Source organism: Natronocella acetinitrilica, from assembly GCF_024170285.1.
GTDB classification, from domain to species: domain Bacteria; phylum Pseudomonadota; class Gammaproteobacteria; order Nitrococcales; family Aquisalimonadaceae; genus Natronocella; species Natronocella acetinitrilica.
The window spans coordinates 291,602-317,265 of the sequence record NZ_JALJXV010000006.1 but is presented as its reverse complement, the minus strand read 5'-3'; the positions used below and the strand labels follow the sequence as shown (position 1 = coordinate 317,265).

Below are 25,664 nucleotides of genomic sequence, written 5' to 3'. Positions count from 1 at the left end.
CCATGGATAACCTCGACCAGCAGTTGGCGTCATTATTCGACGGGAAGGTGGTGCGAAAGGATCTCCTTCATCGCATCAAGAAGGGCACGAACGTGCCGACCTTCGTGCTGGAGTTCCTGCTGGCACGCTACTGTGCAAGCGATGAGCCGGAGGAGATCCAGGCCGGCATGGAAGCCGTGCTGGATACGCTGAGCGATAACTATGTGCGGCCCAATGAGGCGAATGCTGCGCAGTCTCGCGTTGCCACAAAGGGCAAGCACCGCTTCATCGACAAGGTGCATGTCAACTACGTTGAGAAGGATCGTCGGCACTGGGCGGCGTTGGAGAATTTTGACTCTCGGCGGGTGGCAATCAGCGATAAGTTCTATCGTGATAACGAGCGCTTGTTGCAGGGTGGGCTTTGGGCCGAGGTGACCATTGCCTACAACGAGATCGAGGACGACGATTACGCCTTCTTCGTCGAAGATCTCAGGCCAATCCAGCTCAGCCGCTTTGATTACGATCGCTATCGTGAGGGTCGCGAGGCATTCAGCCGTGACCAGTGGCTGGATGTGATTCTGCGCTCGGTGGGGCTGGAGCCGAGCAAGTTGTCAAAACGGGTGAAGTTTCATTTCATTGCTCGCCTGGCGCCATTGATAGAGCCTAACTTCAACTTCATCGAATTAGGGCCGCGGGGGACCGGTAAATCGTATTTCTACAGCGAGTTCTCACCTTACTCGACGCTCATTAGCGGTGGGCAGGCCACCAAGGCCACGCTCTTCTACAACGTGCAGCGGCGCAAGATCGGTCTGGTGGGCTTCTGGGATACGGTGGCATTCGACGAGGTTGGTGGAATCAAGATCAAGGATCCTGACACGATCCAGATCATGAAGGACTTCATGGCGAACGGGCGTTTCTCACGAGGGGTTGAAGTCATTGCCCAGGCATCCATGGCCTATGTGGGGAATCTGGATCTCTCGGTCGAGCAGATCGTCAATTCCGAAGTGTACGATCTGTTCCAACCGCTGCCGAAGGAGTTCGATCTGGCGATTCAGGATCGCTTTGCCTGCTATCTGCCCGGCTGGGAAATGCCAAAGAACAGCAGTGAGTTTCTGACCAACAACTACGGATTCATCACCGACTACCTGGCCGAAGCCTTCCATTATCAGTTCAAGCAGACCAATCGCTATGAGGAGGTGTCGAGCCGGGTCAGGCTAGGTGACGCGGTGGAGGGTCGAGACGAGAAGGGCATTAAGAAGACTGTTTGCGCGTTCCTCAAAATCCTGCATCCGGATGGCAAGCCCAGCGATGAGGAGTTCGAGGAGTACGTTGCCTACGCCGTGGAGGCCCGACGTCGCATCAAGGAGCAGATGAACAAGCGCAAGACCGATGACGAGTTCTCGCGCATTAATCTCTCCTATTTCAATCCGGCGGGCGAGGAGGTGGTGGTCTACTGCCCTGAATCCAGGGGCGCTCTGGCGACGCAAGAGCCTAGTCGACGCAATATCCACCAGGATGGCGATGAAGGGTCGCCTTCCCCGGCGTCACACGAGTCAGGGGCACCAGAGCCCAGGCCAATCGTCGATGTCCCGGCCGAGGTGAGCGTGACCGAACCGCCGCCGGGCGAGCCAGAGCCGGAGGAGAAGCACTTCACCATTCATTACGGGGATACCGGCTTTAGTTATGAGGCGCTGCTGCTGCCGTATTTGCGTGGTGCAAAGCTAGTGGAAATCGAAGACCCATACATCCGGGCCAATCACCAGGTGCACAACTTCGTGCGTTTCTGCGAGGCCGTGATCAAGGCTCCGACCATACGGAAGATCGTGCTGACCACCAGCTACGACACGGATACCGACGTGAAGGGCCTCAGCGAGCGTATGGAAGAACTGAAACAAAGCCTCCTGGAACTGGATATCGAGCTGAAAGTTTTGATCAACGAGAACCTTCACGACCGGGAGATTCGGGTCGACAATGGCTGGGTGATCAAGATTGGCCGAGGGCTCGATTTCTACCAGAAACCGGATCAGTGGTTTGGCGTCGGAGCCCACGACTTGACCATGCGGCGATGTCTGGAGACGAAGGTAGACATATTTAAAGGCGCAAGTGGAGATTAATTCGGTCGACCAACGCACCTTGATACTTCATTCGAAAAGCGTTTCGTGCGGTCGAATTGGCAGATGCGTTCAGGTCAGTGGATATCCCGGCCCTTCACCTAAGACGGATGCCTTTTCGGGTGATGTGGTCGAAGGTGTAGACGTGCTCTTCTGGTGCCTCTTCACACCGGCCGACAATTCGTCCCCAGAACTCTATCCGCCCACTCTTTGCCGCCACCGCTCCGCCGCAGCGAGGGCATCCCGCAGTGTATCTGGCGGCCTTGATCATGCGAGGGGCATTGGGCGCATCCTTCCACCAGACAAGCAATCGATCATCATGGACCGACTGCATCCACCATGGCGCGATGACAACCCGGTTGTCAGGCAGCCGCACAATGGGCCCGAGCGACGCCCAGATGGCCCAGAGTATGACTGCGATGGCAGCCGCCATCACAAGTATGGCGCGCAACTCGCTGAACTGGACCGTGAGCAATAAAAGGATTACCAGCAAGACACTGAACAGCATGGCCGCAGCCACAAGCGTCAGCACCGCGGCTCGGCGCCAGCCATGGAACACGAGGCCCTTGTGGAACAGGCGGGCAAGCAGTGCGGGATTACTCAGATCCTCGCATATGTAGACGATGTCCGCAGCCTCCTGATTTACAGGCGAAGGTGCGCCTGAGTCAGCCGTTGACTGATCGGGGAATGGTCGCACTATCAGTCGATATCGGGTGGGGTTCCCCGTGCCCCCACCTTCTTGACGGTCCAAGTCGGGAAATCCATCCAGTGCGGCATCCGACGACCTCTGTCGCAACCCTTCCAGTTTTTGCTCCCAGAGCTTGGTGAGCTTCTTCCAGTAAATTCTGACCGTCTTTGAGGGATCGTCAGCCAGCCAGCTCCGGCGCGCTTGCCGGTCGACTTCCTCACACAGGTCGATGCTTGTGAAGCCCTCCGTAGCGTCCGGCCGAGCAACGGTCAGGCGACAGAGGGCCTGGAGAAGCACCACCGCCAGCGTGTTTTCCGGCCATCTCTTGGAGGCCTCTAGCGTCAACTCCGCGGCACGCTGCTCTCTGGTGATCCCGGTTTCAACCCGGTTGTTTCCCTGTTCCTGCCTGACTGATTCCGCAGAATTCATCGCGTGTCCAATCATTTAATGGAGAGAGTGCAAATGTCGAAGTCTGAAATTCTGCTGCAGTCGTTCGGGATCGACAAGCAGGGCCATTTGGTTTCGGTCTTAGAAGTCGTCAATGGGAAGGCTTGTGGATGTGCGTGTCCAGTGTGCGGCGGACAACTCGTCGCACGGCAGGGTGAAGTGCGTGCCTGGCACTTTGCTCATGCGTCGGCGAGCCACTGTGACGGTGCGGCCGAAACCGTTCTGCACCTGGCGGCCAAGGAGTTAATCCTGCGCCGGCAGGGCATGATGCTTCCTGGCGCAACCGCAACCGCCACTCACAGGTTACCAGACGGACGCCAGGCTACCGCCACCGCAGAACTCCTTCCCGCATGGGCTGATTTCGAAGCCGTGCATGTGGAGAAGGCTTTCCGAGAATTGCGCCCAGATCTGCTTGTAACCCTCGGCGGTAAGCCCATGTTCGTCGAAGTGGCGGTCACGCACTTCATTGATGCCATAAAAGAGACGAGGATCCAGGAGCTGGGAATTCCCACGGTAGAGATTGCCCTTGACGTCAGTCTTCGCGAGTCCTGGTCTTGGGATCAATTGGAACAAGCGGTCATTGACGGCCATGACGGGAAGCGCTGGATCAATTGTCCTTGGGCGAAGGAAATCATGGAAGAGGCGCAGCGACGGGCGTTGGCGGCGGCAAATCAGCAGTCAGTCCCCGAAGCGACTACGAAGCCGAGAAAGGCGAAAGCGCCCCGAACACGGTTCGTTGTTAGGGGATGCTTTGTCGATGTCATCGAGCGCCCATTCGGCATCGCCGTGTGGTCACCGTATCATCCGGAAGTCAATCGGCTCATTAAGCAGATCGTCCAGCCGCTCGGGGGGGCCTGGAAGCCCAGCTTCAAGAACTGGCTCTTACCCCTGAAAGCGAGAGATTCGGTTCTCTCCGCATTGGACGATATTGCCACCAACCCTGGAAGGCGGATCGGGTAGTGGGAGACCCATCTTCCTAGGAGTTGGGTTTTATCCTGGGGTCTGCGCGAGCCTCATCTACGGCACTCGCGGCATATTTCCCACCGCGATTTGATGGCCTGATCCGCTTGCCAGGATGAAAGCGAGCGGCACGGTTTGGCCATCTTGGCGGCGGATGCGGGTAGCCCCGCATCCGCCAAGCCTCAGTCCCCCGATCTGGTGTTGCCGCCTTCCGGGTCTGCACGCATGCGGGCGGCCAGGTTCGCGGCCCGATGGTGGGTGTATCGCATCAGCATGCGGACGTCCTTGTGGCCCGTGACGGTGGCGACCTCGGTGAACTCGAACCCGTACTCGAAGAGTCGCGAGGTGCCTTCGTGACGCAGGTCATGCCAGCGCAAGTCCTTGAGCATGAGCGGGTCAGGCTCCGTTTCCTTCCCCTTGCAATCGGCTGCGTAGATTCGGCGCGCGCGCCTGAGCGTGCGATTCCAGCTGCAGCTCAGGCTGTCCGCGGTCATGGTGGGGAACACAGGTCCCGAGCGTTTCCGTCCAAGCGCCAGCAGTGCGTTGACGGCCGCCTCGGACAGTGGAACCGACCGGCGCTCGCCATTCTTGGTGTCCATCTCCGACAGGTCAACGACACAGGTGTCGAAGTTGATGTGCTCCCAGCGGATCTTCAGCAGTTCGCCGCGCCGCATCGTTGTCTCGATGGCCAGCGTGAAGACATGGAGCAGCCGGTCCGACCTGACGGGGCGGATGCCGTCCGGCAGGCTTGCCTGTGGGTCGAGGGCCCGCCGGAGGTAGTCTTCCTCGTCCTCTCGCAGACGGCGCACGCGCCCCTTCCCCGCTTTCGGTTTTCGCGCCTGCTGGAACGGGTTGGCGGGCAGGTCATCGTAGCCCCAGTCGCGCATGGCAAGCGAGACGACGGCCTGGAGGAGGGCGAGTTCGCGCCTGACGCTATCAGGCTTGACTGACTTCAGGCGCGTGGTGATCCAGGCCTGCACGTGCTGGCGCGTAATCAGGCAGAGGATGTGGTCGCGCAGGGGGAGTCCGCCGTCCTTGACATCCCTCAGCCAACTGTTGATGCGCCAGCGCTCGCTCTCCGCGCCACGATGCTGTGGAGATTCCACATCGCGATAGAGCGCGAGCAACTCGCCCAGCGTGGTTTCGCCGGAAGGCCCGTTACTACCGACTGCTGGTGCCCCGGCGAGTGGCGGTTGGGCAGGGTAGGAAGGCGCGGGGGTGCCGCCATCGATATGCGCGCCACCGTCGAGCGCGACCTCCGCCTGCCTTGCCCAGCGCATGGCCTCTGCCTTCGTGGTGAACGTCTGAGAGAGTTGCGGGTGACCGGTGCGCCTGATCCGCGCCCGCCAGCGACCACTGCTTTTTTTCTCGATTGTTGCCAAGTCAACACCTCTTCTGGTTGGTCGACATGGCGAAAGTGTTCAACGGCGGGCGCTGGCAAGGGATGCCTCAAAAAAGCTGACTGTCCCCAAATTGTCCCCAGATTGTCCCCAAAAAGAAAAAGGGCCCGCAGCATGGCTGCAAGCCCTTGATTTTCTTGGTGGACGCGGCTGGGATTGAACCAGCGACCCCTGCCGTGTGAAGGCAGTGCTCTCCCGCTGAGCTACGCGTCCTGAAGAACTCAGGATTCTAGGGAGCGCTCCGGCGCCTGTCAATCGACGCATGCCCATGCTCGGAGGGCGCCGCAGACTGCGATTGCGTGGCGCCGGATGCGGTTGCCTGATGGGCGAGATGGATGTGTTCCTCAAGCAGTTGGCAGGCGCCTTTACTGTCACGCTGCAATGTCAGGCGAACCAACTCGTCATGATGGCCATCGAGTATCCGCCGCATGTCTCGGTCCGGGGTGGCGGCTCGTCGGTATCGATCGAAATGATCATGCAGTTGCGCGATCAGGCGCTCGAGCCAGGGTGAGTCGCATGCTGACACAAGTGCCTGGTGAAATTCCGAATGACGCCGCTCCCAGGTGTCCTGATCCGCGTCGCCCTCCGTGGTCCGCGTTAACCGATGCGCGGCTGCAAGCAACTCCGATTCCCAATCGGCGTCGCCTCGCGCGATCGCTCGTTCCAGCGCGGTGGACTCCAGTTGCTTGCGGAGCAGGGCGAGGTCTTCCAGCTCGGAGAGGCTCAGTGCTGGTACGCGGAATCCGCGCTGGGTCTCCTGTATCAGCAGTCCGGTTGCGGCGAGGTGGTTCAGTGCCTCGCGGAGGGGGCTGAGGCCAACGGAGTAGGTCTCCCGAAGCGTGGTGATGGCGAGTTTTTGTCCGGCCGCGAATCGCCCGTTGATGAGATCCCGTCTGAGTCTTTCGACCATTGGGCTGGCCTGTCCGGGTCGGTTCCTTTTCACCATCGCTCCCCCGTTGAAAAGCCCTCGAGCACGTCACGCCTGATCCCGATTGGAGGGACGTGACGTATCCTCCCGGGAGTATTTTCGTTATGCAGACGCCCGATCATGGTCGGTAACAGCCGGTCTGGCCACCCGTCGGTTCCTTGACAGGTGGCGGGTCAGGCGCTACGTTTTAGCCATTAGTATATAGTATACAAAAATGATTTCGGGTGAGTGCGCAAGCAGTCTCCCCACATCCCGACAGGTTCCGGACGAGTTGGAAGCTGTCGCAAGTGACAGCCCGTGTAGGTCGAGAGTCGGCGGTCGGGCGAGCAATATTGAGGAGCATAGACATGGCAGAGTTGATGGATCGGGATACGTTCCGCACTGCGCTGGAAGATGCGATCAAGGGCAAGAGTGCGAACAAGGCGCCGTTCAGCATTGCCTGGGCGAGCGGCAAGCTTGACCGTGATCATCTTGCCCGCTGGGCGGAGAATCACTATCACTACGTGGGTCCGTTCGCGGACTATCTGGCCTATATCTATGCGCGCACGCCGGATCATTGCCAGGAAGCGAAGGACTTCATGCTGCAGAACATGTATGAAGAGGAGATCGGTGGTGACCGCCACACGGATCTGCTGATTCGCTTCGCCGAGGCCTGTGGCACGACGGGCGAGCGGGTTGTGGACCCGGACAACATGTCGCCGACGACCCGTGGCCTGCAGGCGTGGTGCTATTCGGTGGCGATGCGCGAGCATTGGGTTGTTGCGGTGGCCGGTCTGGTGGTTGGCCTCGAGAGCCAGGTGCCGTCGATCTACCGCCGTCAGACGCCGACGCTGCGTGAGAAGTACGGCTTCACCGATGAGGAGGTCGAGTTCTTCGATCTGCACATCGTCTCCGACGAGATTCACGGTGAGCGTGGCTACCAGATCGTGCTGGAGCATGCGGACACGGTGGAGTTGCAGCAGGCCTGCCTGAAGATCTGCGAGATCGGTGCGCAGATGCGTCTGCTCTACACCACGGCGCTGTACTACGACTACGTGGCCAAGGACGTGCCGCTCTCGGAAATCGGCATCTCAGAAGCCGCCTGAGGGCTGCTGCTGCGTCAACGATGCACCCGCTGGTGCGTCGTGACTGGCGCGGTAACAAGACAACCGGCGCATCGCACGGGACAGGGGCGATGCGCTGGTTTTGTATTTTCCTGATGTCTCGGCTCCCGCCCTGTCGAGAATCCATTCAATCAAAGAGAGGTTTCAGCCTTGGCCAGCACAGCAGGCGAATTCAATAACTATATCGACGGTGAGTGGTGCAAGAGTGTTTCCGGCAAGACCTTCGAGAACCGGAACCCTGCCGACACCGACGACCTCATCGGCACCTTCCAGGCTTCTGTCGCGGACGATGCGGCGCGCGCCATCAGTGCGGCACAGGCTGCATTGGCCGAGTGGAAGCAGACACCTCTTTCAAAGCGGGCGAAGATTCTCAATGCGGCCGCTGATCACCTCGAGGCCAACGCCGATCAGTTTGCGGAAGAACTCACAAGGGAAGAGGGAAAGCAGCTTGCCGCGAGCCGCGGTGAGGTAATGCGCTCTGCGCAGACGCTGCGATTCTACGCCGTGGAAGGCCAGACCCTTTACGGTGAGACGTTCCCCACTGATGACAGCAAGACGCTGGTCTACACGCAGCGCGAGCCTCTCGGTGTGGTCACTGTCATTACGCCCTGGAATTTCCCGATCTCCATTCCGTCGAGGAAGATCGGCCCGGCCCTGATCAATGGTAATACCGTGATCTTCAAGCCGTCTTCGGATGCACCGTTGATCGCGACGCGCCTGGTCGAGGCTTTCGAGGCGGCTGGGCTGCCGAAAGGGGTGCTCAACTTCATCACCGGTGGCGCCCGGGACATCGGCGCGGCCATCACCGAACCGGCGACCGTCCGTGCCATCTCCTTTACCGGTTCCACGGCAGCCGGTGAGCATATCCAGCGCTCCGTGCCGATCACGACCCGCACCCAGATGGAGCTGGGTGGCAAGAACCCGCTCATCATCCTTGACGATGCGGATCTTGATCGGGCAGTCACACTGACGGTCAATGGCGGCTTCTCCCTCACCGGGCAGGCCTGCACGGGGACGAGCCGTGTGCTGGTCACCCCAGGCATTCGCAAGGCCTACACGGAGAAGCTGCTGGAGAAGGTGAAGGGGCTCAAGATTGGCAGCGGTATGGAAGAGGGTGTGGTGATTACCCCGCTGGCCACCAAGTCGCAGCTCGACAATGTGCTCAAGTACGTTGAGATCGGAAAGTCGGAGGCAACCCACCTTTGCGGAGGCGAGCGGCTGACCGGCGGACACTTCGACAAGGGCTACTACGTCTCGCCGGCAGTGTTCACCGACGTGACGCAGGACATGCGTATCGCCAAGGAAGAGATCTTCGGCCCGGTGATCGCCATTATCGAGGTCAAGGACTACGACGATGCCATCGCCAAGGCCAATGACGTCGAGTATGGATTGTCTGCTTCCCTGGTCACCAACGATTTCCGTTATATCCAGCGCTTTCCGCTGGAAATTGAAGCGGGCACGGTCAAGGTCAACGGCACCACGACCGGGAACCTGATCAACGCCCCGTTCGGTGGTCTGAAGCGGTCGAGCACATCGACCTTCCGTGAATCCGGGCGCACCGGGCTTGAGTTCTTCTCGCAGACCAAGACGGTTTACCTGAGTCGCTGATAATCCGCTCTCGGTGGGGGCTTGCCGCCAGGTTGCCCCCACGTAGCCACAAACCAGGAGATACTCCGTGAAGAAGTTCTTTACTCTTGATCTTGAAGACGCCCGCGTGATGATCGAGGCGGCCAAGGCCAAATCCGAAGAAATCGGCGTTCTGGAGACGATCTGCATCGTCGACAGCGGCGGTTATCCCCTCGCCCTGGAGCGTATGGACGGTGCCCGTCTGACCGGTCCGCAGATTGCCTGGAACAAGGCGTTTACCGCGGCGGGTCATAAACGTTCCACCCATCTGTTCAACACCCCGCCGAACGGGCCTGCGCTGCCCGGCAACGAAGCCTTCGGTATCCAGTGGAGCTTCGACGGCAAGTTTGCCGTGTTCGTGGGCGGTTTTCCTGTCGTTGTTGATGGTGAGGTCGTTGGTGGCGTCGGGCTCAGCGGCGGAAACGGCGAGCAGGACACGGCGGCTGGCGTTGCGGCCCTGGATGCCCTTCAGAAGAAGCTGGCAGGCGACGGACACGAGGTCCTGGTGCAGGCCGACATCAAGAAGTAGTGCCGGATACGAAAACGCCGCCGATGATTCGTCATCGGCGGCGTCTCGAACAACACGAAGGGAGTAGGCTGGTCGGCTACTTTTTCACGACCCGGTCAGGATCCCAGGACACCTTGACGTCTCCGCTCACGAAGGTCTGGCAAGCCATTCGGTAGCCCTCGGCGATCTCTTCCGGTGTCAGGTGTTTTTCTTCCTTTTTCTTCACCTTGTCCGTGTTTTCGAGACCTTCTTCGATCTTGCAACGACAAGTGCCGCAGATTCCTCCGCCGCACTTGAAAGGGATGCCGCCCTGCTGACGCAAGGATACACGCAGGAGATTGGACATCTCCTTGACCTCAACTTCCTTGTTGGCATTGGTGATGAATGTAATGGAGAACATCGAGAGGTTTACCTGTTGATACGCATGCAGCATGCCAAGAAAAACGAAATTAACATGGGAATGAGCGGCTCGCAACGATAAAATAGCGATTTGGTGAAGCCGCTCATGTATGAAGATAAGGGGGCTATAAGTGCTGAAAATAGGATTGATCGGATTCGGGACAATCGGTCGAGATGTCGCGCAAGGAATAGCTGAGGGTAAAGCCGGAAATGCGGAGTTGAAGGCAGTGCTTGTCCGGCGCTTGTCATCAGTGGACCAGGAGCTGGGGGACGGCGTGCTGGTGACCGACAATGAGGCCGATTTCCTTGGCGTCGATGTGGATCTCGTGGTCGAGGCCGCAGGTCATGGCGCCGTGCAGGCTCATGGCGTCAACGTCTTGCAGAGCGGTCGCGATCTGATCGTTGTCTCCGTTGGCGCCTTCTGCGATCAGTCTCTGTACGAGGCGGTGTGGGCAGCAGCGGAAAAGGCGCAGCGCCGCATCATTGTGCCATCTGCCGCGGTTGCAGGCCTCGACCGTATTGCTGCCGGTGCCCAGGGCCGGCTTGACAGCGTCACACTGACAACGCGCAAGCCTGTCGCCGCATGGCGCGGCACCTTCGCCGAAGAGGTGGTGAATCTCGATACGCTCACGGAGGCGACAGAGGTATTCAAGGGCACCGCGAGGGAGGCCTCACGGACGTTTCCGGAGAGCGTCAATGTTTCTGCGGCACTGAGTCTTGCGGGAGTCGGACTGGATGAGACCATCGTACGGGTCATGGTGGATCCCGACCTTGATCGGAATACCCATCAGATCGAGGCGGTTGGCCAATTCGGAAAGGTGTCAATTCAGGTTGAGAACACGCCATCCAAGAAGAATCCGAAAACGGGTTATATCGTCGCAATGAGTGTGCTGAAAGTGATAAAGGGAAACGCATCCCCCCTCGTTATAGGGATATAAATATTATTGAAAATAAAGACTCAGGCCAGAAAGGAAATCTGGCCTTTTTTATTGGCGAAATTTATTGTTCGACGCGGCGTAACTCGGTCTTCAGATGTCCGAAGGAGATGAGAGATTCGAGTTCCGAACGTGCCTCGTCAATATCCTCGAACGACTCGAATATCTTTACGGGCACATAGTTCACGTCTTCTGGTTCGCCGGCGCTGACGATCTTCACGCGGGTCGTCGGAGACATGACTTCCGCAATCACGAACTCGGCGCGTTTCTGGTCGTAGAAGTAATAGTCGTACTTCTCCACGGCGCGAAGGCCGTCCACCACTTCGCTGCGGTATTGGTTGTCCTTGCTGGCCAGTATGATGTACACGGATCGTTCTCCTTTGCGTTCGGTGCCCCGATTCAGCGGCTGTCCGGCTTTATGGCAAGGATGTCTTCCACGCCCTTGACCAATCCGTCCAACGCCTCTTCCACGATCTGTTGACCAATTTCCAGGCTCGCCCTGGTGGCGTCGCCAATGCACCCGTTGGCGGTCATCTCTTCGTAGCTGTAAAAGCCCTGAATCGGATTGCCGGGCCGCAGGCTTTCCCATCGCCCCTTGCCACGCCGAATCTCGCCGCTGGTGATCTTCGATTCGCGCACGATATGTGGTGCCAGGTAGTAGGCCTCGGAGACCTCCCGCTCGCAACTGTGTCCGAACGGTTTGGAGGACACATGCTCCGCGATGGCGTTTTTGGCGGCTGCTGTGGTCTTGGCGTAATAGCATTCCACATCCAGTTCCTGCGACAGCGAGGCGCTGGCGATTCCTAGCGTGGACTGGTTGCCACCGTGACCGTTGAGGAACAGAAACCGCGTCAACCCGTGCTTCTTCAGCGAGGTGACCATGTCCCGGAGTACTGCGATCAGGGTCTCAGGACGCAGTGTGATGGTGCCGGGGAAGTTCATATGGTGCGGTGAGACGCCCATATTGATCGTGGGAGCGACAACCACCCGCGGGTGCAGGCGTGCGGCAAGCCGATGCGCCATGGCCTCGGCGAGCACGGCATCGCAACTCTCTGCCATATGGGGGCCGTGTTGCTCATGGGCGCCCACCGGTATAATTGCCATTTCGGTGGTCTTGAGCGCATCAGCCACTTCAGGCCATGTCATGTCCGCCAGAATATAGGCTTGGTCGTTCACGGTGGGCTCCTCATGTTAATACCGGCACCCTGGGGCCTTTACGAATACTGTATACGAAAAGGCGAAAGCTGACCAGATGAGCCGGCCAGGCGGCGCCTGATCTGGTCGCGACAGCTGATTACACTGTAGTGAGTGGTATGTTGCTTGACAAAGGGTTGAGCCGGAATATACTCAACCATTCTGTATATAGTATACAAGATTAGTGGGCGAGCCGCTTCGGATGGGCTCACTCGAGTCGCGTCAGCCTTCAGAAGGCCGGAAGCTGTCGCAAGTGACAGCCCGTGTAGGTCGAGAGTCGGCGGTCGGGCGAGCAATATTGAGGAGCATAGACATGGCAGAGTTGATGGATCGGGATACGTTCCGCACTGCGCTGGAAGATGCGATCAAGGGCAAGAGTGCGAACAAGGCGCCGTTCAGCATTGCCTGGGCGAGCGGCAAGCTTGACCGTGATCATCTGGCCCGCTGGGCGGAGAATCACTATCACTACGTGGGTCCGTTCGCGGACTACCTGGCCTACATCTATGCGCGCACGCCGGATCATTGCCAGGAAGCGAAGGACTTCATGCTGCAGAACATGTATGAAGAGGAGATCGGTGGTGACCGCCACACGGATCTGCTGATTCGCTTCGCCGAGGCCTGTGGCACGACGGGCGAGCGGGTTGTGAACCCGGACAACATGTCGCCGACGACCCGTGGCCTGCAGGCGTGGTGCTATTCGGTGGCGATGCGCGAGCACTGGGTCGTTGCGGTGGCCGGTCTGGTGGTTGGCCTCGAGAGCCAGGTGCCGTCGATCTACCGCCGTCAGACGCCGACGCTGCGTGAGAAGTACGGCTTCACCGATGAGGAGGTCGAGTTCTTTGATCTGCACATCGTCTCCGACGAGATTCACGGTGAGCGTGGCTACCAGATCGTGCTTGAGCATGCGGACACGGTGGAGTTGCAGCAGGCCTGCCTGAAGATCTGTGAGATCGGTGCGCAGATGCGTCTGCTCTACACCACGGCGCTGTACTACGACTACGTGGCCAAGGACGTGCCGCTCTCGGAAATCGGCATGCCAGTAGCCGCCTGACGGGCTGCTGGTTACACATCGCGCAGGTCGGACCATGTCATGCCGCAAGTTGTCGGCGTGCCATGTTCGGACCTGCGCGTTATCATTTGCCGCTATCCAGATAGGAAACACCATGCCGAAGATCACGCTGCACAAGAATGGGGAAGTCCACGTCGGAGAGGTCAAGGACAACACCAATCTGGTTGTCCGCGCCGGTATCCGGCAGTTTCCCTATCCCAACCTTAGCTACAAGTGCGGGATGGGAAAATGCGCAACCTGTCGTTGCCGGGTCATCTCCGGTGGCGAGCACCTGCCAGAGCCGAACTGGAAAGAAAAGAAGATGCTCGGCGAGAAGATCGACGAAGGCTATCGCCTCGCCTGCCAGCTGTGGATCAGCCACGACATCGAACTATCTCAGGACGTGGATTAGGCAGTGTCGACTCTGAATCGCTCCGACGTCGTCTATGGCAGCACTGGCATGCGGTTCGAGTCGGTTTTCGTTCGCCCCGACGTGCCCGAGCCGCTCCCCGGTCTGATCGTGCTCCATGGTCTTTTCGGGCTGCAGGAGATGGACATCCGTTTCGTTGAGCGTCTGGCAGAGCATGGCTATGCCGTCTTGCTTCATGGCTGGCAGACAACGGACAGGGATCCGGCGGATGATATCGTCGGGCGAGGCGTTGGAATGGCTGTTCGCTGGCTGGCGCGGCAGCCCGGTGTTGCCGATGAGCCTTTCGGGCTGATCGGTGTCTGCCGAGGCGGCAGCCTGGCCGTCATATCGGCGGCCGCCTTGCAGTGCTTCAGCCGCGTCGTTTCCTTCTACGGGCAAGCTCACTATGCGGGGAAATCGACTCTGGCAAAGCCTGTCTCGCCTATCACCCTTGTAGATCGGATCAGCGCTCCGCTGCTCGCGATTCACGGTGAACGGGATACGACATTTCCGGCCAGCGATTCCAGGGATTTCTGCGAACGCTTACTTGCGAAGGGCGGGAGTTGTGAACTCATTACCCACCCCGACGCAGAGCATGGTTTCTTTCTCGAAGGGCATCGCAACTACCATCCGGATGCGGCTGAAGCGATCTGGCCCCGGTTGCTGAGCTTTCTCGAACGCAATCGGCGTAAGGCTGACGAACAAGGCCCGCCGTGATGGCGGGCCTTGTTCGGTTGTCACGATAGCGCTGTTAACCCAGCTTCCATTCATGCAGTTCAAGGCTGCGTACCTTCTCGGCTACGTAGGGATCCGCCTCCGCCAGCTGCCTGGCATCCTCCAGTGAATCGGCGATATACACCACCATGCCACCCGAGCCATCGGTAAACGGCCCTTTGCCATGGATCTTGCCTTGCTGCTCGAGGCTTGCAAGATACTCGAGGTGCGCGGGACGTACCGCCTGATTGCGGCTTTCATCGGCCATACGCAGAATTGCTGCGAAAAACGCCATTACACTATCTCCTCAAAGGTCCAGAACGACGCGTTCACCGGCAGGTGCGCGGGACACACAGACCATCATCCGGTCGTTGCATGCCTTTTCGTCGTCCGAGAGCACATCGTCGCGGTGCTCGATATTACCGGAAACGACTGCTGTTTCGCAGGTCGAGCAAATGCCCTCCTCGCAGAAGGACTCGATCTCGTAGCCGGCCTCGCGAAGAACCTGCAGTAGCGTCTTGTCCGCGGGTACCTCAAGCTCGCGCTCGCTCTTCTGGAGATACACCGTGAAGGGGTCGTTGCTGAGCTCATCGCCAGAACGCTGAGCCGAAAAGAGTTCGAAGTGCACATGCTCTTCCGGCCACTCGAACGCGTCTGCGAGCATGCGCGTTGCCTGCAGGAGGCCGCCGGGTCCGCAAACATAGAGATGACCATCCTCGGGAGGATCCATCAGCACCTGCTCGAGCTGGATGCCTTCGTCCGGATCTCCGCCATCGTGGTGGAATACCGCCCGATCGCCGCACACCGCGGAGACTTCCTCCCGGAAGGCAGTCTGCTCTGCAAACTTGGTGCAGTAGTGCAGGGTGAATTCCGCACCAATCGCCTTTAACCGATGTGCCATGGAGAGCAGGGGGGTGATACCGACGCCGCCGGCAATCAGCACATGGGATCTACCGTCCTCGCGCAGCTCGAAGTTATTGCGGGGCAGCGTGATCTCGAGCTCCATGCCCTCAGAGACAGACTCATGCATCCACTCGGAGCCGCCGCGGCTCTCGGGTTCCCGGAGGACGCCGAGGAGGTAGCGACTCCGCTCCGTGGGATCGTTCGCCAGCGAGTAGGATCGAGCCATGCCAGCGTCCGTGATCACGTTGACGTGCGCGCCGGCAGTGAAGGCCGGCAACTCGCCTCCGTCAAGGGCAACCAGTTCGAAGCGCTTGATGGTGTCTGTTTCCGGAGTGACCTTGGCCACTCGTACCTTGAGAGTTTCGGTGGAGGTAGAAACTGCCATGGGGAACCTCGTCTAGGGTCTTTGCGACACATAATATAGTTGCGTGAAACAGCGCGAGGAGCCATGCAGGATGGCTCCTCGCGGATCGGGCTGCGGCCGTGGCGGCCGGATGGTCAGATCATGATGATGATCGCGACCACTGTTGCGATCAGCACCCCTGTCATGACCGGGACGAAATTACGCCTGACCAGTTCCTGCGGATTGACGCCCGCGATACCGGCATCCGCCGCAACCCCGAACGCCCAGGCAGCCAGTGTGCCACCGCCAGCGAAGATGGCGCAGACCTGGCCGAGGGCGGCGAGGACTGCGATGTCCACCCCGGCACCTGTGCCAAGCGCGCCTGAGAGCGAACCCACCAGCGGCAGGCCGGAGAAGCCGGAACCGTCCATGCCGCTCAGCAGACCGATCACGGCAATACCGAAGGCCAGCAGCACAACGTTACCGTCGATGTACTGACCGATATTGTTGCCGATATCGAACAGGAAGCCCGGCGTGCCGGAGCCCATCACGGTTTCGGCGTGGCCGGGATGACCGAGGAAGAAGAACCCGGCGATGGGGATGATCGGCGCAAAGATCTTGATGGCGAAGAAGAAACCGTCCCGGGTGTGCGTGCTGATGCCGTCCAGGGCCTTGCTGCCGTGCGCCGCGAACGAGGACAGCACCAGCAGGACCGTTGCCGAGCCGCCGAGCAGGGCGGTGGCACCGCCACCACGAATGGCCTGATCGGGCAGGAACACGGCGCGGTAGATCATCAGCAGCGCGATGGACAGCAGAACGATCGGCACCGCGATGGCGAAGAGTTTCGCATACTGGCCGGGCGGTACTTCCTCGGCAATCGCACCGGCGGTTGTGTCCCGGCCGACGGCCGTTTCCTCGACAGGCTTGGTGAAGACCGTGTCACCCTTCGGGATCTCGATCGCGCCAGACTTCATGTCGCGGCGGATCGTGTAGACAGCGATGGCGATGGCAACCACGCCGACAATCAGCGAGAACAGCATGCTGTAGGGCAGGATCTGCTGCACATCAATGCCGGCAGCCCCGGCCGTCAGTCGGTTCGCACCCTGGATGACCGGGTCGGCGGCCAGCGCCATGCCGTGGCCGAACAGGTTGACTGCAACTGCAGCGCCGATGGCGGGCAGACCCACCTGCATGGCTACTGGAATCAGCACGGTTCCCACGAGCGCCACGGCTGGTGTTGGCCAGAAGAACGCGGCTGCGATGTACATGGTGATGCCGAGCACGAAAAACGCCGTCCACGGCCCCACCATGAGCTTGCGCATGGGGGCGACCATCATCTTGTCTGCGCCTTGCGCCTGCAATGACTTCAGCATTGCCACCATCAGTGCGATAACCAGCATGATGTCAAACAGCGACTCACCCGCATTCAGGAGAGCACGGAAGACCACCTGTACACCGAAGATGATGCTGTTGAGAAAGCCGTCGGGCGAATTGTCGGACAGGAGCCCCAGCATGAGCGTACCGACAATCGAGGGCACGATGACGCCCTTGCGAAAACCGATCGAGACAAAAATTGAGAGAATGACTAGCAGAAATACCCAGTGTGATAACGTGAGTTGTACCTGTTCCACGTCTGACCCTCCCCGGAATGGGTTTCAAATGCACGATTGTTTAGTTGTTCCCTAAACGCCCCTTCCGGGCGCTCCCCTTACTGAGAAGACTCCTCTTCCTTGTCTTCCGGAAACGCTCATCCGTCGGGAGCAACTGGGATGCTCTCCGGGATGACCGCCTGCTGCTCGCTACGACCCCAGGCCCCTTGGGGAGGGATGTTGTATCGGGGGCCCTGTCCGTCCCCCTGCAAATAACCTGCATTCAGTTGTCGTAAACAGGATCGCCGTGCGACCCTACCTCGACTGAACGTTGTCTCTTGTATACTATGTTCTTGTTTTCGCCGTTCAAACGACCTGCCAAACCCGGCTAATCGGACGTCTCAACGGATAATCGATTTTTTAGGTATACAGTAGACGAAAAAGTCAGGCAACAGTTATCTTGCACTTATCGCATGAGGAACGAAGGCATGACCCCGGAAGACTCTGGCAGTGGTTCCCAACCGCATACGGACAAAAAGATGACCCCCATCAGGCACACGTCTTTGAGAGAGACAATCACCAACGAAATTCGCAAAGCCATTCTTTCTGGTCGCTACAAACCTGGAGAGCGCCTGGTTGAGGATCGGCTTGCAGAGGAATTCGGTGTGTCACGTAATCCCGTGCGTGAGGCCATGCGAGTGCTGGAGATCGAAGGCTTGCTGGAGGTCGCTCCACGTCGCGGTGCCACGGTGGCCAAGTTCACCCTGGAAGAGGCGAAGGAAGCCATCGAGTTGCGGTCATCGCTTGAGGGCTTGAGCGCGCGACTGGCCGCACGCCGCTGCAGTGACCAGACGAGAAGCCGGATCTTTGATCTGCTTGGCCGGGGTCGGCGCGCCCTCGATGAACAGGATTGGACGGCTCTCCGGGCACTCAATGACGAGTTCCATCAGTTGATCGCGAAAGCCGGAAGTAATCGTTTCCTTTGGGAATTCATGCATGCCATGCGGGCCAAGACCTACTGGATGGCCGCAGGCAGCAAATCCTGGCGCGGCAAGGACTCGTGGCTCGAGCATGAAGCCATTCTCCACGCCATCCTTTCGGGGGACGAGGAACTCGCGTCGCTGCTCGCGAGCCGACACGTGGCAAGCGCCGGTCAGGCGTTCATGGACGGAGCGGAAGAGGCAGCAGGGCGGTCCACGGGAAGCGGTGGAGGCGACGCAGGCTGAGAGTACCCGCATGCTGGTTCTGGAAAATACGCTTGTCCAGGAGCTTGTTGACGCGGATGCGGCCATCGCCGCTCTCGAAACGGCTTTTCGTGAATTCGGACGCGGCGAGGCGGCCGTTCACAGGCGCGTGCGGACTTCCCTTGCAGAGCGCAAGCTCAGTACGATGGGTGCCATCATGCCCACGGCGGGCATACTCGGTGCCAAGGTCTACACGACCATTGACGAGAATTTCCGGTTCGTCGTGTTGCTTTTCGACGCAGAGTCCGGGCGCCCGCTGGTCAGTATCGAGGCCGATGCGCTGACAGAGATCCGCACCGCTGCGGTGTCCTGCATTGCGGCGCGCAAGCTTGGCGTGGATTCCCCGGCCACCACCGCCATTTTCGGTGCCGGATCGCAGGCGGCAAACCACATCCGGTTGCTTGCATCCCAGGGATTGGCTGGGGAAGTGCGTGTCGCGTCCCGCAGTAATGCAGATGCATTCTGTCGCGAACTGGAAGAGGAATGTGGCATCTCCGTTCGCCCGTCGACACCGCGCGCTGCGCTGCTGGGAGCTGACCTGGTGGTGACGGCAACCCGATCGACCACGCCACTCTTTCCCATGGAATTTCTTGAGAGTGATGCCTGTGTTCTAGCCATCGGGTCCACGTTGCCGGCGTGTGTCGAAGTCGGGCCAGACGTGTTCGCCGCCGCCCGGCGCGTGGTCGTGGAATGGCTGCCACAGACGAGAGAAGAAGCCGGAGACCTGCGGGAGGCACTGCGGACTGGTGTTCTCGCCGAGCATTCGATCCTCGACATGAGTCACCTGCTACTGGCCTTCGACGAGGGTCACAAGGAGTCTGCCACGGGGTTGCGGGTGTTCAAGTCGGTTGGTGTCGGGCTCGCCGACATCGCCATCGCCACCGATCTCTATCAGCGGTTTCTCGGCTCGAAGAACGACTGACAACAGATTCAGCAGCACGCCTTATGCCCTTGCGCTTGCATGGTCGGTGGCGCAAGGCAGCACACACTATCCGAGGTATTCATGTTTCCCGAAATCATTGATGGTTTCGGCTGGCAACTCTACGTGATTGCGGCCTTTCTGATCGCGCTGGGTGCAGCCATTCAAGGCGGAATCGGCATCGGTTTCGGCATGTTCGCGGCGCCGTTTCTGGCGCTTGTTGAACCGAGACTGGTGCCGGGGACGGTGCTGATGCTCGGATTCTTTGTGGCGGCACTCATCATGCTGCGCGAGCGACACCACGTTGACATGAAGGGGCTCGGGTGGTCGCTCGGTGGTCGCCTGGCAGGTACGGTCGTGGCCGGTGCAACCGTCGCGCTGGTGCATGAATCGGTGTTCGGGGTGCTTTTCGCCCTCATGATCTTGATGGGTATCGGGCTCAGCATCATCGGATGGAGGCTCTTGCCGACTCGGCCGAATCTGATCGGTGCCGGTATCCTGTCCGGCTACATGGGCACAATTACCTCGGCCGGTGCGCCGCCAATGGCGTTGGTCTACCAGCACCGGTCGGGCCCGACCATTCGCGCGACCATGGGCGCCTTCCTCGCCGTCGGTGCCATTTTTTCCGTCATTGCCCTGGCATTGGCAGGACGTTTCGGCCTGATGGACCTGGTGTTCAGCGTGTTGCTGGTACCGCCCATGCTTTTCGGCACCTGGGTTTCCCGTTATGGCATGAGCTTTGTCGATCGGGGACGAGCCCGTACCTTCGTCCTGGCTCTCACGGCGGTGGCAGCCATGGTGCTCCTCGTGCGATCGCTTATCCAGCTATAGGTATTAATCCACGTCCGGCCGGTTCGACGCCGCGGACGCTGCCGGCGGCGTCGCGCTCTGTTAGTATTTCGGCCCTCTGGACACACCGAAACGGGAAACTGGCCAATGACCGTCAAGAGTCGATTCGCACCAAGCCCCACCGGCTATCTCCACATCGGTGGAGCGCGGACCGCACTTTTCTCCTATCTGTTCGCCCGCCGACACGGCGGACGGTTCGTGCTGCGCATCGAAGACACCGACCGCGAGCGCTTCACCGAGGAATCCGTCAACGCCATCCTCGAGGGCATGGCCTGGCTTGGGCTCGAGTATGACGAGGGCCCCTTCTACCAGACGCATCGCTTTGAGCGGTATCGCGAGGTGATTCAGCAGCTGCTTGATGAAGGCAAGGCCTATCGTTGCTACTGCAGCAGGGAGCGTCTGGACGCCGTCCGCGAGAAGCAGGTGGAGCACAAGGAGAAGCCACGCTATGACGGTCACTGTCGGCATCTGACCGAGCCACCGTCTGCAGATGCTCCCTATGTGGTGCGCTTTGCCAATCCACAGGATGGCGATGTGGTGATCGACGACCTGGTGCACGGGCGTATCGTGATCAGTAACACCGAACTGGACGATCTGGTGATTGCCCGCACGGACGGCAGCCCCACCTACAACCTCACGGTCGTGGTGGACGATATGGACATGGGCATCAGCCATGTCATTCGCGGTGACGATCACATCAACAACACACCGCGTCAGATCAACATCCTCAAGGCGTTGGGCGTCAAACTCCCGGTGTATGCCCATGTGCCCATGATTCTCGGCGAGGACGGCAAGCGCCTGTCCAAGCGGCATGGTGCCGTGGGCGTCATGAATTATCGGGACGAAGGGTATCTGCCGGAGGCTGTGCTCAACTACCTGGTGCGCCTCGGTTGGTCATTCGGCGACGAAGAGATCTTCTCGTTGGATGAGATGGTGGCCAAGTTCGACATCGATGGGCTCAACGCCAAGGCGTCAGCCCTGAATATCTCCAAGCTCAACTGGCTCAACCAGCACTACATGAAGACACTGCCACCGGAGCACGTGGCCCGACACTTGAGCTGGCACATGGGCCAGCGGGATATCGACCCCGCAGAAGGGCCGCCGCTCGAGAGTGTGGTGGAAGTGCAGCGTGACAGGTACAAGACCCTGGTCGAGGTCGCCGATAACAGTGTCATGTTCTATCGCCGGCCAGCCGAATATGACGACAAGGCAGCCCGCAAGAACTTGAAGGGCGAGGCGCGCGGGGCGCTGCTGGCATTGAAGGAAGGGCTTGAGGCCGTGGAGGACTGGCAGCGCGCCGACCTGCATGCGGTGGTCGAAGGTGTTGCAGAACGCCTGGAGCTCAAGCTCGGCAAGGTTGCGCAGCCCCTGCGGGTGGCCCTGGCGGGTGTTCCGGTCTCACCATCCATCGACGTCACGCTGGAACTCCTGGGCAAGGCGGAATCCGTTGCGCGCATTGATGCGGCGCTTGCCTGGATGGATGCGAACGCTGGTGGTGATTCGGCTGATTGAGGGCAGTTGACAGGGGGTGGTGCGCTGCTTAGTATACGCCCTCGTTTCGGGGCCATAGCTCAGCTGGGAGAGCGCCTGCATGGCATGCAGGAGGTCGGCGGTTCGATCCCGCCTGGCTCCACCAAAATCAAGGATTTGGACGCCCCCTTCATGGGGGCGTTGTCCTATTCGGGGCAGCGTTGTCCAAAATCTACAGTGGCTTGACCCGCCGAGTCTCTCTCGAACGCAGGTACGCAAGATGTTGCGCTTCGGTGCGATGCCCGAGGAGCGCCTGCGAATCGAGGCCTAACTCTCTCGCGTCCGTTGCGCACTTCGCTCGAAGGTCGTGGAACGTGAACCGACGGACACCTTGCGCGACCGCCTTGCGCATTACCCTCTGCCACATCGCACTGAATCCGTCCGCAGAGTATGCTTGCCCGTCCCGTGTGCACAGGACGTGCAGTCCCCGAACGCCCTGTTTCCTCCGAAGACCTTTCGCTGCCTCGATGGCGGCCGACAGTCGCGGGCTCCACTCGATAAGCATCGTATCGCCGGTCTTCTCCGTACAGACCCGAATGCCATCGGTGCTGACCTGGGACCACGACAGGGCCAGTAGGTCGCCACGGCGCATACCGGTGCAGTACGCCAGTTCCATTGCGACCTGGATCAGGGGCGGAGCCAAACCGTAGACCGTCTGGTACTCCGCATCGGTGACGCGCCGGTCTCGGGCTTTCTCGGGGTTGCGCCGAACCTGCTTGGTGACGTTCTCCCTCAGCATTCCCTGCTCTACGCCCCAGGACAAAGCCGCAGACAGAGTACCGACCTCGCGGTTTGCTGCTACCGGATGGGAATGTCGACGGAGATAGCGGGCGATGTGGTGTGGTTCCAGTTCCTCAGCGCCCATGCGGCCGAAGACGAGATTGAGGCGGTTGAGATGGGCGCGACGATCCTCCTGTGTTCGTTCCGCCAGGCTTGGTAGCGCGTTTTGGCGGTAGTCGTCGAGAATGGCGCCAATGGTTCCCTGTGTTGGGGTGCCAGACTCAATTTCGGCCCATCGACGCAGTGCCTTGCGGTAGTCGCTGCCAAGTGGTTCACGCCAGCGGCGACCATTCACGATGCCGTGGTCGTAATAATAGGCCTTCCGGATGCGACGCATCCGGGTTGGCAAATCCGTCTGTACAGTCTTTCGTCGACCCATTGCTCCTGTGAGCCCCAACTTATGGCAAGTGCTTCCAGTCTGGTTCCGTGATCGCATGCGTTGCGTCGCTCCCGACGAGGTGTCGCATGGCCTCGTCACGCGCGACTTTCGGTTTTCCGCGTGCGCCGAGCGCGTACCGATAGCCGTTTCTGTCGAGCCAACGCCGCTGGTCCGCTGCCCGGATGTAACCCGTAAGGCTCTGTATCTCATCGTCACTGAGCAGCATGGCTTACGCCCCTCTTTCATTGAACATGAAGCCCACGATAGCGATTCGAAGGGCCGTTGTTTCCCGCTACGCCGGTCGATTCCGACGGGTTTTTGAGAACTTCTGCATCAGCGTTTTGTGAATCCGAACGATGTCGTCAATATCCTATGAGTACCCGTTGCCTCCCCAAGTATGAAATTGAAACCGCCAGTGAACCTGTGGGTTCACAGTGATGCGTTTATCAGCGAATAAACCGCGAAAACCTCCACCGTTTAGCCCACACCGTGAACCCGTAGGTACCCGACAGGTTCTCTGTTGAGTTTGCCGAGGGGCGGGCAGCCAAGACGTGCTGAAAACCCATCCAAATGGGCCGGCGCGTGTGCAGTCTTGTTCCGGCTCTCCGTGAAAGGCTATCCAGGCATGAGCCTCCCAATTGGGGGGGAACAGCCTGCAAGTTCTCCACGGCGACGTTCCGGAGACGAAACCACAGGTTTTGAGGTGGAAAATCCAACGTCATCCTCCCTGTTGGGGGGAAACATGGTGCAAGTTCCCCCCCAAGAGGATAGCCTTCCGCCCCCTGGAGCAGGGGCAACGAAAGAGGCCTTATTCAGCACTGAGAATGAATTAAATACTTTTAAAACAGTTACCTGCGATCTCCCTGGTGTATCGTGGTCACGCCTTTTGGCGCCTGAATTGCACCTTTTCTTCCGTGAGCCTCCCAATTGGGGGGAAACTGTATGTAAGTTCCCCCCCACGCGCGCGGCGAGCCGTCATTCAGGCTGAACGTTTCTCCCCCACTTGGGGGGAAACATGCTGCACAGTCCCCCCTAAAGATTGCAAAAATTGCCTCGTCTACGCGCGCGTGGGGGGAAAAAGCATGTTGTTTCCCCCTAGATAGGATGGGGGGAAACCAAAAAGCTGGAGATCGCTGAGGGGAAACGTCCCAGCAATGTCGTGAGCATCTTCCCGAACCTCGAGGCGGTGGCCTGACTGGTTGGCGGGGTGCTCATCGAGCAGATCGAGGAACGGGCAACGGGGCGGCGCTACAGGTGCTTGATTCGGCTTGGCGGTCAATAGGTCGGCGGTTCAATCCCGCCCACTGGCACCGTGAAGTCATTAGCTCAAGCGCTTCCATTCCTAAAATCTGCAGCATGCTATGCTGCCGTTGTGGACAGTGAGGTGAAATACCGTATGACTGATCGAAGAGCAACGCTCAGCTACGTGTACTCACGCGCGGCAGAGGTTTTCGGCGACCCAGAACGAGGGAGCGCCTGGCTTGAGCGTCCCAATCGGGCGTTCGATGACCGAGCGCCATTGGAACTGTTGGAAACGGAACACGGTGCGCATCTCGTGGTTCAGGTCCTCGGGCGAATTGAACACGGAATCGCTGGCTAACTCCCGTTTTGCCCTACCATCCATCGCTGATCGCACGATCTAAGTTCTGGTCGCGGCTTCGAACGCTTGCCTTATGCGTCCCAGTGCTTTGCCGAGATCAACTCCCCGCTCATCCTGCAGCCCGGCACCGCCGCACTGACCGATGGCCTCGAGGCTTTGGAGCAGATCATCCACGACGGAGCCACACAATGACGTCGCGGCAGAAAGGCCCGGATGAAGCTCCAGTCTCCAAGTGTGCCTTTGCAGACCAAGGCGCCAATGACTTGCCACCGGTCGCAGGTAGAGGCACTGCCGTGGATCGCGTTACGGCAGTTGGGTCTTGCCGGCGAAGTGCTTATACTCATTGTTGAAAATCTCAACATTGAGGCAAGCCATGGCGACGGTGAATTTCAGTGTCCCGGACGAGGTGAAAGAGGCGTTCAACGCCACCTTCGCCGATGCCAACAAGAGCGCGATCATCGCCGCGTTGATGCGCGAGGCGGTCGAGCGCGAGCAGCAGCGGCGTGAGAGTCGTGCCGCCAGTGCCCGGATTCGCGCACGCCGTCGGCATGCACCCGTGCGCAGTGTCGAAGAGTTAGGCGCCGCCCGCGAACAGGGGCGCTCCTGAGTGCTTTTGGTCGTTGATGCGAGTGTCGCCCTGAAGTGGTTTTTCCAGGACCGTGAAGGGGAAGACCACGTGGAGGCCGCACTGGACGTTCTTGATGCGCTGGACCAGGGACACGTGCGCCTCATCCAGCCACCGCATTTCCTCGCAGAAATGGCGGCCGTCCTGATCCGCGAGAAGGGGGAGACGGCGTACGAAGACTTGCGCGACCTGCAAGCGCTGGACTGGGAGGTTGTCGATGAGCCGGCTTGCTACGAGGAAGCGATGCGGTTGGCAGCAACCCATCAGCATCACCTGTTCGACACCCTCTATCACGCGACCGCGTTGCGGTTCCCCGATGGGCGATTGTTGACGGCGGATCGCCGCTACCACGGCAAGGCAGCCGGGGAGGGGCGAATCGACCTGCTGGGCGAGCCCCTGCCATGGGACGAGTAATAGGGTAAATCCGCAGTCCCGCCCTCCATGGATCTGCCGG

Annotated in this window: 28 protein-coding genes and 2 tRNA genes; 18 read left to right on the top strand and 12 right to left on the bottom strand. The window is 59.7% G+C overall.

Annotated elements, in window-relative coordinates:
- Window positions 1-2 precede the first annotated feature (2 nt).
- On the top strand, window positions 3-2,093 hold the full coding sequence (brxL, locus tag J2T57_RS14005) for a BREX system Lon protease-like protein BrxL (RefSeq protein WP_253479335.1): 2,091 nt from the start codon (window positions 3-5) through the stop codon (window positions 2,091-2,093).
- 94 nt (window positions 2,094-2,187) lie between these two features.
- Here brxL and J2T57_RS14000 read toward each other — a convergent pair whose 3' ends face one another.
- Window positions 2,188-3,207: a hypothetical protein gene (locus J2T57_RS14000; RefSeq protein WP_253479333.1), complete on the bottom strand. Its 1,020-nt coding sequence runs from the start codon at window positions 3,205-3,207 to the stop codon at window positions 2,188-2,190.
- Between the two features lie 33 nt (window positions 3,208-3,240).
- On the opposite strand from J2T57_RS14000, the gene J2T57_RS13995 reads away from it, so the two are divergent.
- Entirely contained in the window at window positions 3,241-4,185 is a 945-nt protein-coding gene (locus J2T57_RS13995) for a competence protein CoiA family protein (RefSeq protein ID WP_253479331.1), read from the top strand.
- 182 nt (window positions 4,186-4,367) lie between these two features.
- Here the strand turns inward: J2T57_RS13995 and J2T57_RS13990 are convergent, their stop codons facing one another.
- The 3 genes from J2T57_RS13990 to J2T57_RS13980 form a co-directional block, all read right to left on the bottom strand.
- On the bottom strand, window positions 4,368-5,567 hold the full coding sequence (locus J2T57_RS13990; RefSeq protein ID WP_253479329.1) for a tyrosine-type recombinase/integrase: 1,200 nt from the start codon (window positions 5,565-5,567) through the stop codon (window positions 4,368-4,370).
- A 156-nt stretch (window positions 5,568-5,723) separates the two neighbouring features.
- Window positions 5,724-5,798, bottom strand: a tRNA-Val gene (locus tag J2T57_RS13985).
- Window positions 5,799-5,814: 16 nt separating this feature from the next.
- A complete protein-coding gene (locus J2T57_RS13980; protein WP_253479327.1) occupies window positions 5,815-6,495 on the bottom strand; it encodes a GntR family transcriptional regulator in 681 nt (226 codons plus the stop codon).
- Between the two features lie 365 nt (window positions 6,496-6,860).
- Here J2T57_RS13980 and J2T57_RS13975 point away from each other — a divergent pair, with 365 nt between their 5' ends.
- The 3 genes from J2T57_RS13975 to J2T57_RS13965 all read left to right on the top strand — a co-directional run bounded on the left by J2T57_RS13975 (window position 6,861) and on the right by J2T57_RS13965 (window position 9,771).
- The gene (locus J2T57_RS13975) at window positions 6,861-7,598 is read left to right on the top strand and encodes an iron-containing redox enzyme family protein (RefSeq protein WP_253479325.1); all 738 of its coding nucleotides are present in this window, start codon (window positions 6,861-6,863) and stop codon (window positions 7,596-7,598) included.
- A gap of 168 nt (window positions 7,599-7,766) precedes the next feature.
- The gene (locus J2T57_RS13970) at window positions 7,767-9,224 is read left to right on the top strand and encodes an aldehyde dehydrogenase family protein (protein WP_253479323.1); all 1,458 of its coding nucleotides are present in this window, start codon (window positions 7,767-7,769) and stop codon (window positions 9,222-9,224) included.
- Window positions 9,225-9,291: 67 nt separating this feature from the next.
- Window positions 9,292-9,771, top strand: a complete 480-nt coding sequence (locus tag J2T57_RS13965) for a GlcG/HbpS family heme-binding protein (protein WP_253479321.1) — start codon at window positions 9,292-9,294, stop codon at window positions 9,769-9,771.
- Between the two features lie 76 nt (window positions 9,772-9,847).
- Here the strand turns inward: J2T57_RS13965 and J2T57_RS13960 are convergent, their stop codons facing one another.
- Entirely contained in the window at window positions 9,848-10,183 is a 336-nt protein-coding gene (locus J2T57_RS13960) for a 2Fe-2S iron-sulfur cluster-binding protein (RefSeq protein ID WP_253479319.1), read from the bottom strand.
- A gap of 97 nt (window positions 10,184-10,280) precedes the next feature.
- Here J2T57_RS13960 and J2T57_RS13955 point away from each other — a divergent pair, with 97 nt between their 5' ends.
- Window positions 10,281-11,087 carry an aspartate dehydrogenase gene (locus tag J2T57_RS13955; RefSeq protein WP_253479317.1) on the top strand — a complete coding sequence of 269 codons (807 nt, stop codon included), beginning with the start codon at window positions 10,281-10,283 and terminating at the stop codon, window positions 11,085-11,087.
- A gap of 61 nt (window positions 11,088-11,148) precedes the next feature.
- Here J2T57_RS13955 and J2T57_RS13950 read toward each other — a convergent pair whose 3' ends face one another.
- Both J2T57_RS13950 and J2T57_RS13945 read right to left on the bottom strand, forming a co-directional pair.
- Complete coding sequence (locus tag J2T57_RS13950) at window positions 11,149-11,451, bottom strand: ferredoxin (protein WP_253479315.1); 303 nt, start codon at window positions 11,449-11,451, stop codon at window positions 11,149-11,151.
- A 32-nt stretch (window positions 11,452-11,483) separates the two neighbouring features.
- Window positions 11,484-12,260, bottom strand: a complete 777-nt coding sequence (locus tag J2T57_RS13945; RefSeq protein WP_253479313.1) for a creatininase family protein — start codon at window positions 12,258-12,260, stop codon at window positions 11,484-11,486.
- A gap of 331 nt (window positions 12,261-12,591) precedes the next feature.
- Between J2T57_RS13945 and J2T57_RS13940 the strand changes: the two genes are divergently transcribed.
- From J2T57_RS13940 to J2T57_RS13930, 3 genes are all read left to right on the top strand, one after another.
- Window positions 12,592-13,329, top strand: coding sequence for an iron-containing redox enzyme family protein (locus J2T57_RS13940; RefSeq protein ID WP_253479311.1), 738 nt, complete (start codon window positions 12,592-12,594; stop codon window positions 13,327-13,329).
- A 112-nt stretch (window positions 13,330-13,441) separates the two neighbouring features.
- A complete protein-coding gene (locus J2T57_RS13935) occupies window positions 13,442-13,738 on the top strand; it encodes a 2Fe-2S iron-sulfur cluster-binding protein (protein WP_253479309.1) in 297 nt (98 codons plus the stop codon).
- A gap of 3 nt (window positions 13,739-13,741) precedes the next feature.
- Window positions 13,742-14,452, top strand: a complete 711-nt coding sequence (locus J2T57_RS13930; RefSeq protein ID WP_253479307.1) for a dienelactone hydrolase family protein — start codon at window positions 13,742-13,744, stop codon at window positions 14,450-14,452.
- 34 nt (window positions 14,453-14,486) lie between these two features.
- Here J2T57_RS13930 and J2T57_RS13925 read toward each other — a convergent pair whose 3' ends face one another.
- The 3 genes from J2T57_RS13925 to J2T57_RS13915 form a co-directional block, all read right to left on the bottom strand.
- Entirely contained in the window at window positions 14,487-14,744 is a 258-nt protein-coding gene (locus J2T57_RS13925; protein ID WP_253479305.1) for a YciI family protein, read from the bottom strand.
- A 12-nt stretch (window positions 14,745-14,756) separates the two neighbouring features.
- Window positions 14,757-15,737 (bottom strand): PDR/VanB family oxidoreductase, encoded by a 981-nt coding sequence (locus J2T57_RS13920; RefSeq protein ID WP_253479303.1) that lies wholly within the window; start codon window positions 15,735-15,737, stop codon window positions 14,757-14,759.
- A 113-nt stretch (window positions 15,738-15,850) separates the two neighbouring features.
- Window positions 15,851-17,326 (bottom strand): hypothetical protein, encoded by a 1,476-nt coding sequence (locus tag J2T57_RS13915; protein WP_253479301.1) that lies wholly within the window; start codon window positions 17,324-17,326, stop codon window positions 15,851-15,853.
- Window positions 17,327-17,823: 497 nt separating this feature from the next.
- On the opposite strand from J2T57_RS13915, the gene J2T57_RS13910 reads away from it, so the two are divergent.
- From J2T57_RS13910 to J2T57_RS13890, 5 genes are all read left to right on the top strand, one after another.
- On the top strand, window positions 17,824-18,510 hold the full coding sequence (locus J2T57_RS13910) for a GntR family transcriptional regulator (RefSeq protein WP_253479299.1): 687 nt from the start codon (window positions 17,824-17,826) through the stop codon (window positions 18,508-18,510).
- 10 nt (window positions 18,511-18,520) lie between these two features.
- The gene (locus J2T57_RS13905) at window positions 18,521-19,450 is read left to right on the top strand and encodes an ornithine cyclodeaminase family protein (protein WP_253479297.1); all 930 of its coding nucleotides are present in this window, start codon (window positions 18,521-18,523) and stop codon (window positions 19,448-19,450) included.
- Between the two features lie 81 nt (window positions 19,451-19,531).
- On the top strand, window positions 19,532-20,278 hold the full coding sequence (locus J2T57_RS13900; RefSeq protein WP_253479295.1) for a sulfite exporter TauE/SafE family protein: 747 nt from the start codon (window positions 19,532-19,534) through the stop codon (window positions 20,276-20,278).
- A gap of 105 nt (window positions 20,279-20,383) precedes the next feature.
- Window positions 20,384-21,808, top strand: a complete 1,425-nt coding sequence (gene gltX, locus J2T57_RS13895; protein WP_253479292.1) for a glutamate--tRNA ligase — start codon at window positions 20,384-20,386, stop codon at window positions 21,806-21,808.
- A gap of 48 nt (window positions 21,809-21,856) precedes the next feature.
- Window positions 21,857-21,932: transfer RNA gene (locus J2T57_RS13890), tRNA-Ala, on the top strand.
- 66 nt (window positions 21,933-21,998) lie between these two features.
- Here J2T57_RS13890 and J2T57_RS13885 read toward each other — a convergent pair.
- Together J2T57_RS13885 and J2T57_RS22460 are read right to left on the bottom strand one after the other, a co-directional pair.
- Complete coding sequence (locus J2T57_RS13885) at window positions 21,999-22,943, bottom strand: tyrosine-type recombinase/integrase (protein ID WP_253479290.1); 945 nt, start codon at window positions 22,941-22,943, stop codon at window positions 21,999-22,001.
- Between the two features lie 61 nt (window positions 22,944-23,004).
- Window positions 23,005-23,211, bottom strand: a complete 207-nt coding sequence (locus J2T57_RS22460; protein ID WP_366519106.1) for a DUF4224 domain-containing protein — start codon at window positions 23,209-23,211, stop codon at window positions 23,005-23,007.
- A gap of 1,170 nt (window positions 23,212-24,381) precedes the next feature.
- On the opposite strand from J2T57_RS22460, the gene J2T57_RS22455 reads away from it, so the two are divergent.
- From J2T57_RS22455 to J2T57_RS13875, 4 genes are all read left to right on the top strand, one after another.
- Window positions 24,382-24,585 (top strand): antitoxin Xre/MbcA/ParS toxin-binding domain-containing protein, encoded by a 204-nt coding sequence (locus J2T57_RS22455; protein ID WP_366519105.1) that lies wholly within the window; start codon window positions 24,382-24,384, stop codon window positions 24,583-24,585.
- A 66-nt stretch (window positions 24,586-24,651) separates the two neighbouring features.
- A complete protein-coding gene (locus J2T57_RS22265; RefSeq protein WP_301289388.1) occupies window positions 24,652-24,777 on the top strand; it encodes a hypothetical protein in 126 nt (41 codons plus the stop codon).
- A 181-nt stretch (window positions 24,778-24,958) separates the two neighbouring features.
- Entirely contained in the window at window positions 24,959-25,192 is a 234-nt protein-coding gene (locus tag J2T57_RS13880; protein ID WP_253479288.1) for a hypothetical protein, read from the top strand.
- Window positions 25,193-25,624: a type II toxin-antitoxin system VapC family toxin gene (locus tag J2T57_RS13875; RefSeq protein WP_253479286.1), complete on the top strand. Its 432-nt coding sequence runs from the start codon at window positions 25,193-25,195 to the stop codon at window positions 25,622-25,624.
- Window positions 25,625-25,664 lie beyond the last annotated feature (40 nt).

Excerpts from the sequence above, each read along its gene's own strand:
- J2T57_RS22455 (WP_366519105.1), top strand. The coding sequence starts at position 24,382 with ATGACTGATCGAAGAGCAACGCTCAGCTACGTGTACTCACGCGCGGCA.
- J2T57_RS14000 (WP_253479333.1), bottom strand. The coding sequence starts at position 3,207 with ATGAATTCTGCGGAATCAGTCAGGCAGGAACAGGGAAACAACCGGGTT.
- J2T57_RS13910 (WP_253479299.1), top strand. The coding sequence starts at position 17,824 with ATGACCCCCATCAGGCACACGTCTTTGAGAGAGACAATCACCAACGAA.
- J2T57_RS22460 (WP_366519106.1), bottom strand. The coding sequence starts at position 23,211 with ATGCTGCTCAGTGACGATGAGATACAGAGCCTTACGGGTTACATCCGG.
- J2T57_RS13900 (WP_253479295.1), top strand. The coding sequence starts at position 19,532 with ATGTTTCCCGAAATCATTGATGGTTTCGGCTGGCAACTCTACGTGATT.
- brxL (WP_253479335.1), top strand. The coding sequence starts at position 3 with ATGGATAACCTCGACCAGCAGTTGGCGTCATTATTCGACGGGAAGGTG.
- J2T57_RS13885 (WP_253479290.1), bottom strand. The coding sequence starts at position 22,943 with ATGCGTCGCATCCGGAAGGCCTATTATTACGACCACGGCATCGTGAAT.
- J2T57_RS13960 (WP_253479319.1), bottom strand. The coding sequence starts at position 10,183 with ATGCTGCATGCGTATCAACAGGTAAACCTCTCGATGTTCTCCATTACA.
- J2T57_RS13920 (WP_253479303.1), bottom strand. The coding sequence starts at position 15,737 with ATGGCAGTTTCTACCTCCACCGAAACTCTCAAGGTACGAGTGGCCAAG.
- J2T57_RS13880 (WP_253479288.1), top strand. The coding sequence starts at position 24,959 with ATGGCGACGGTGAATTTCAGTGTCCCGGACGAGGTGAAAGAGGCGTTC.
- J2T57_RS13905 (WP_253479297.1), top strand. The coding sequence starts at position 18,521 with ATGCTGGTTCTGGAAAATACGCTTGTCCAGGAGCTTGTTGACGCGGAT.
- gltX (WP_253479292.1), top strand. The coding sequence starts at position 20,384 with ATGACCGTCAAGAGTCGATTCGCACCAAGCCCCACCGGCTATCTCCAC.
- J2T57_RS13935 (WP_253479309.1), top strand. The coding sequence starts at position 13,442 with ATGCCGAAGATCACGCTGCACAAGAATGGGGAAGTCCACGTCGGAGAG.
- J2T57_RS13925 (WP_253479305.1), bottom strand. The coding sequence starts at position 14,744 with ATGGCGTTTTTCGCAGCAATTCTGCGTATGGCCGATGAAAGCCGCAAT.
- J2T57_RS13995 (WP_253479331.1), top strand. The coding sequence starts at position 3,241 with ATGTCGAAGTCTGAAATTCTGCTGCAGTCGTTCGGGATCGACAAGCAG.
- J2T57_RS13980 (WP_253479327.1), bottom strand. The coding sequence starts at position 6,495 with ATGGTCGAAAGACTCAGACGGGATCTCATCAACGGGCGATTCGCGGCC.
- J2T57_RS13940 (WP_253479311.1), top strand. The coding sequence starts at position 12,592 with ATGGCAGAGTTGATGGATCGGGATACGTTCCGCACTGCGCTGGAAGAT.
- J2T57_RS13975 (WP_253479325.1), top strand. The coding sequence starts at position 6,861 with ATGGCAGAGTTGATGGATCGGGATACGTTCCGCACTGCGCTGGAAGAT.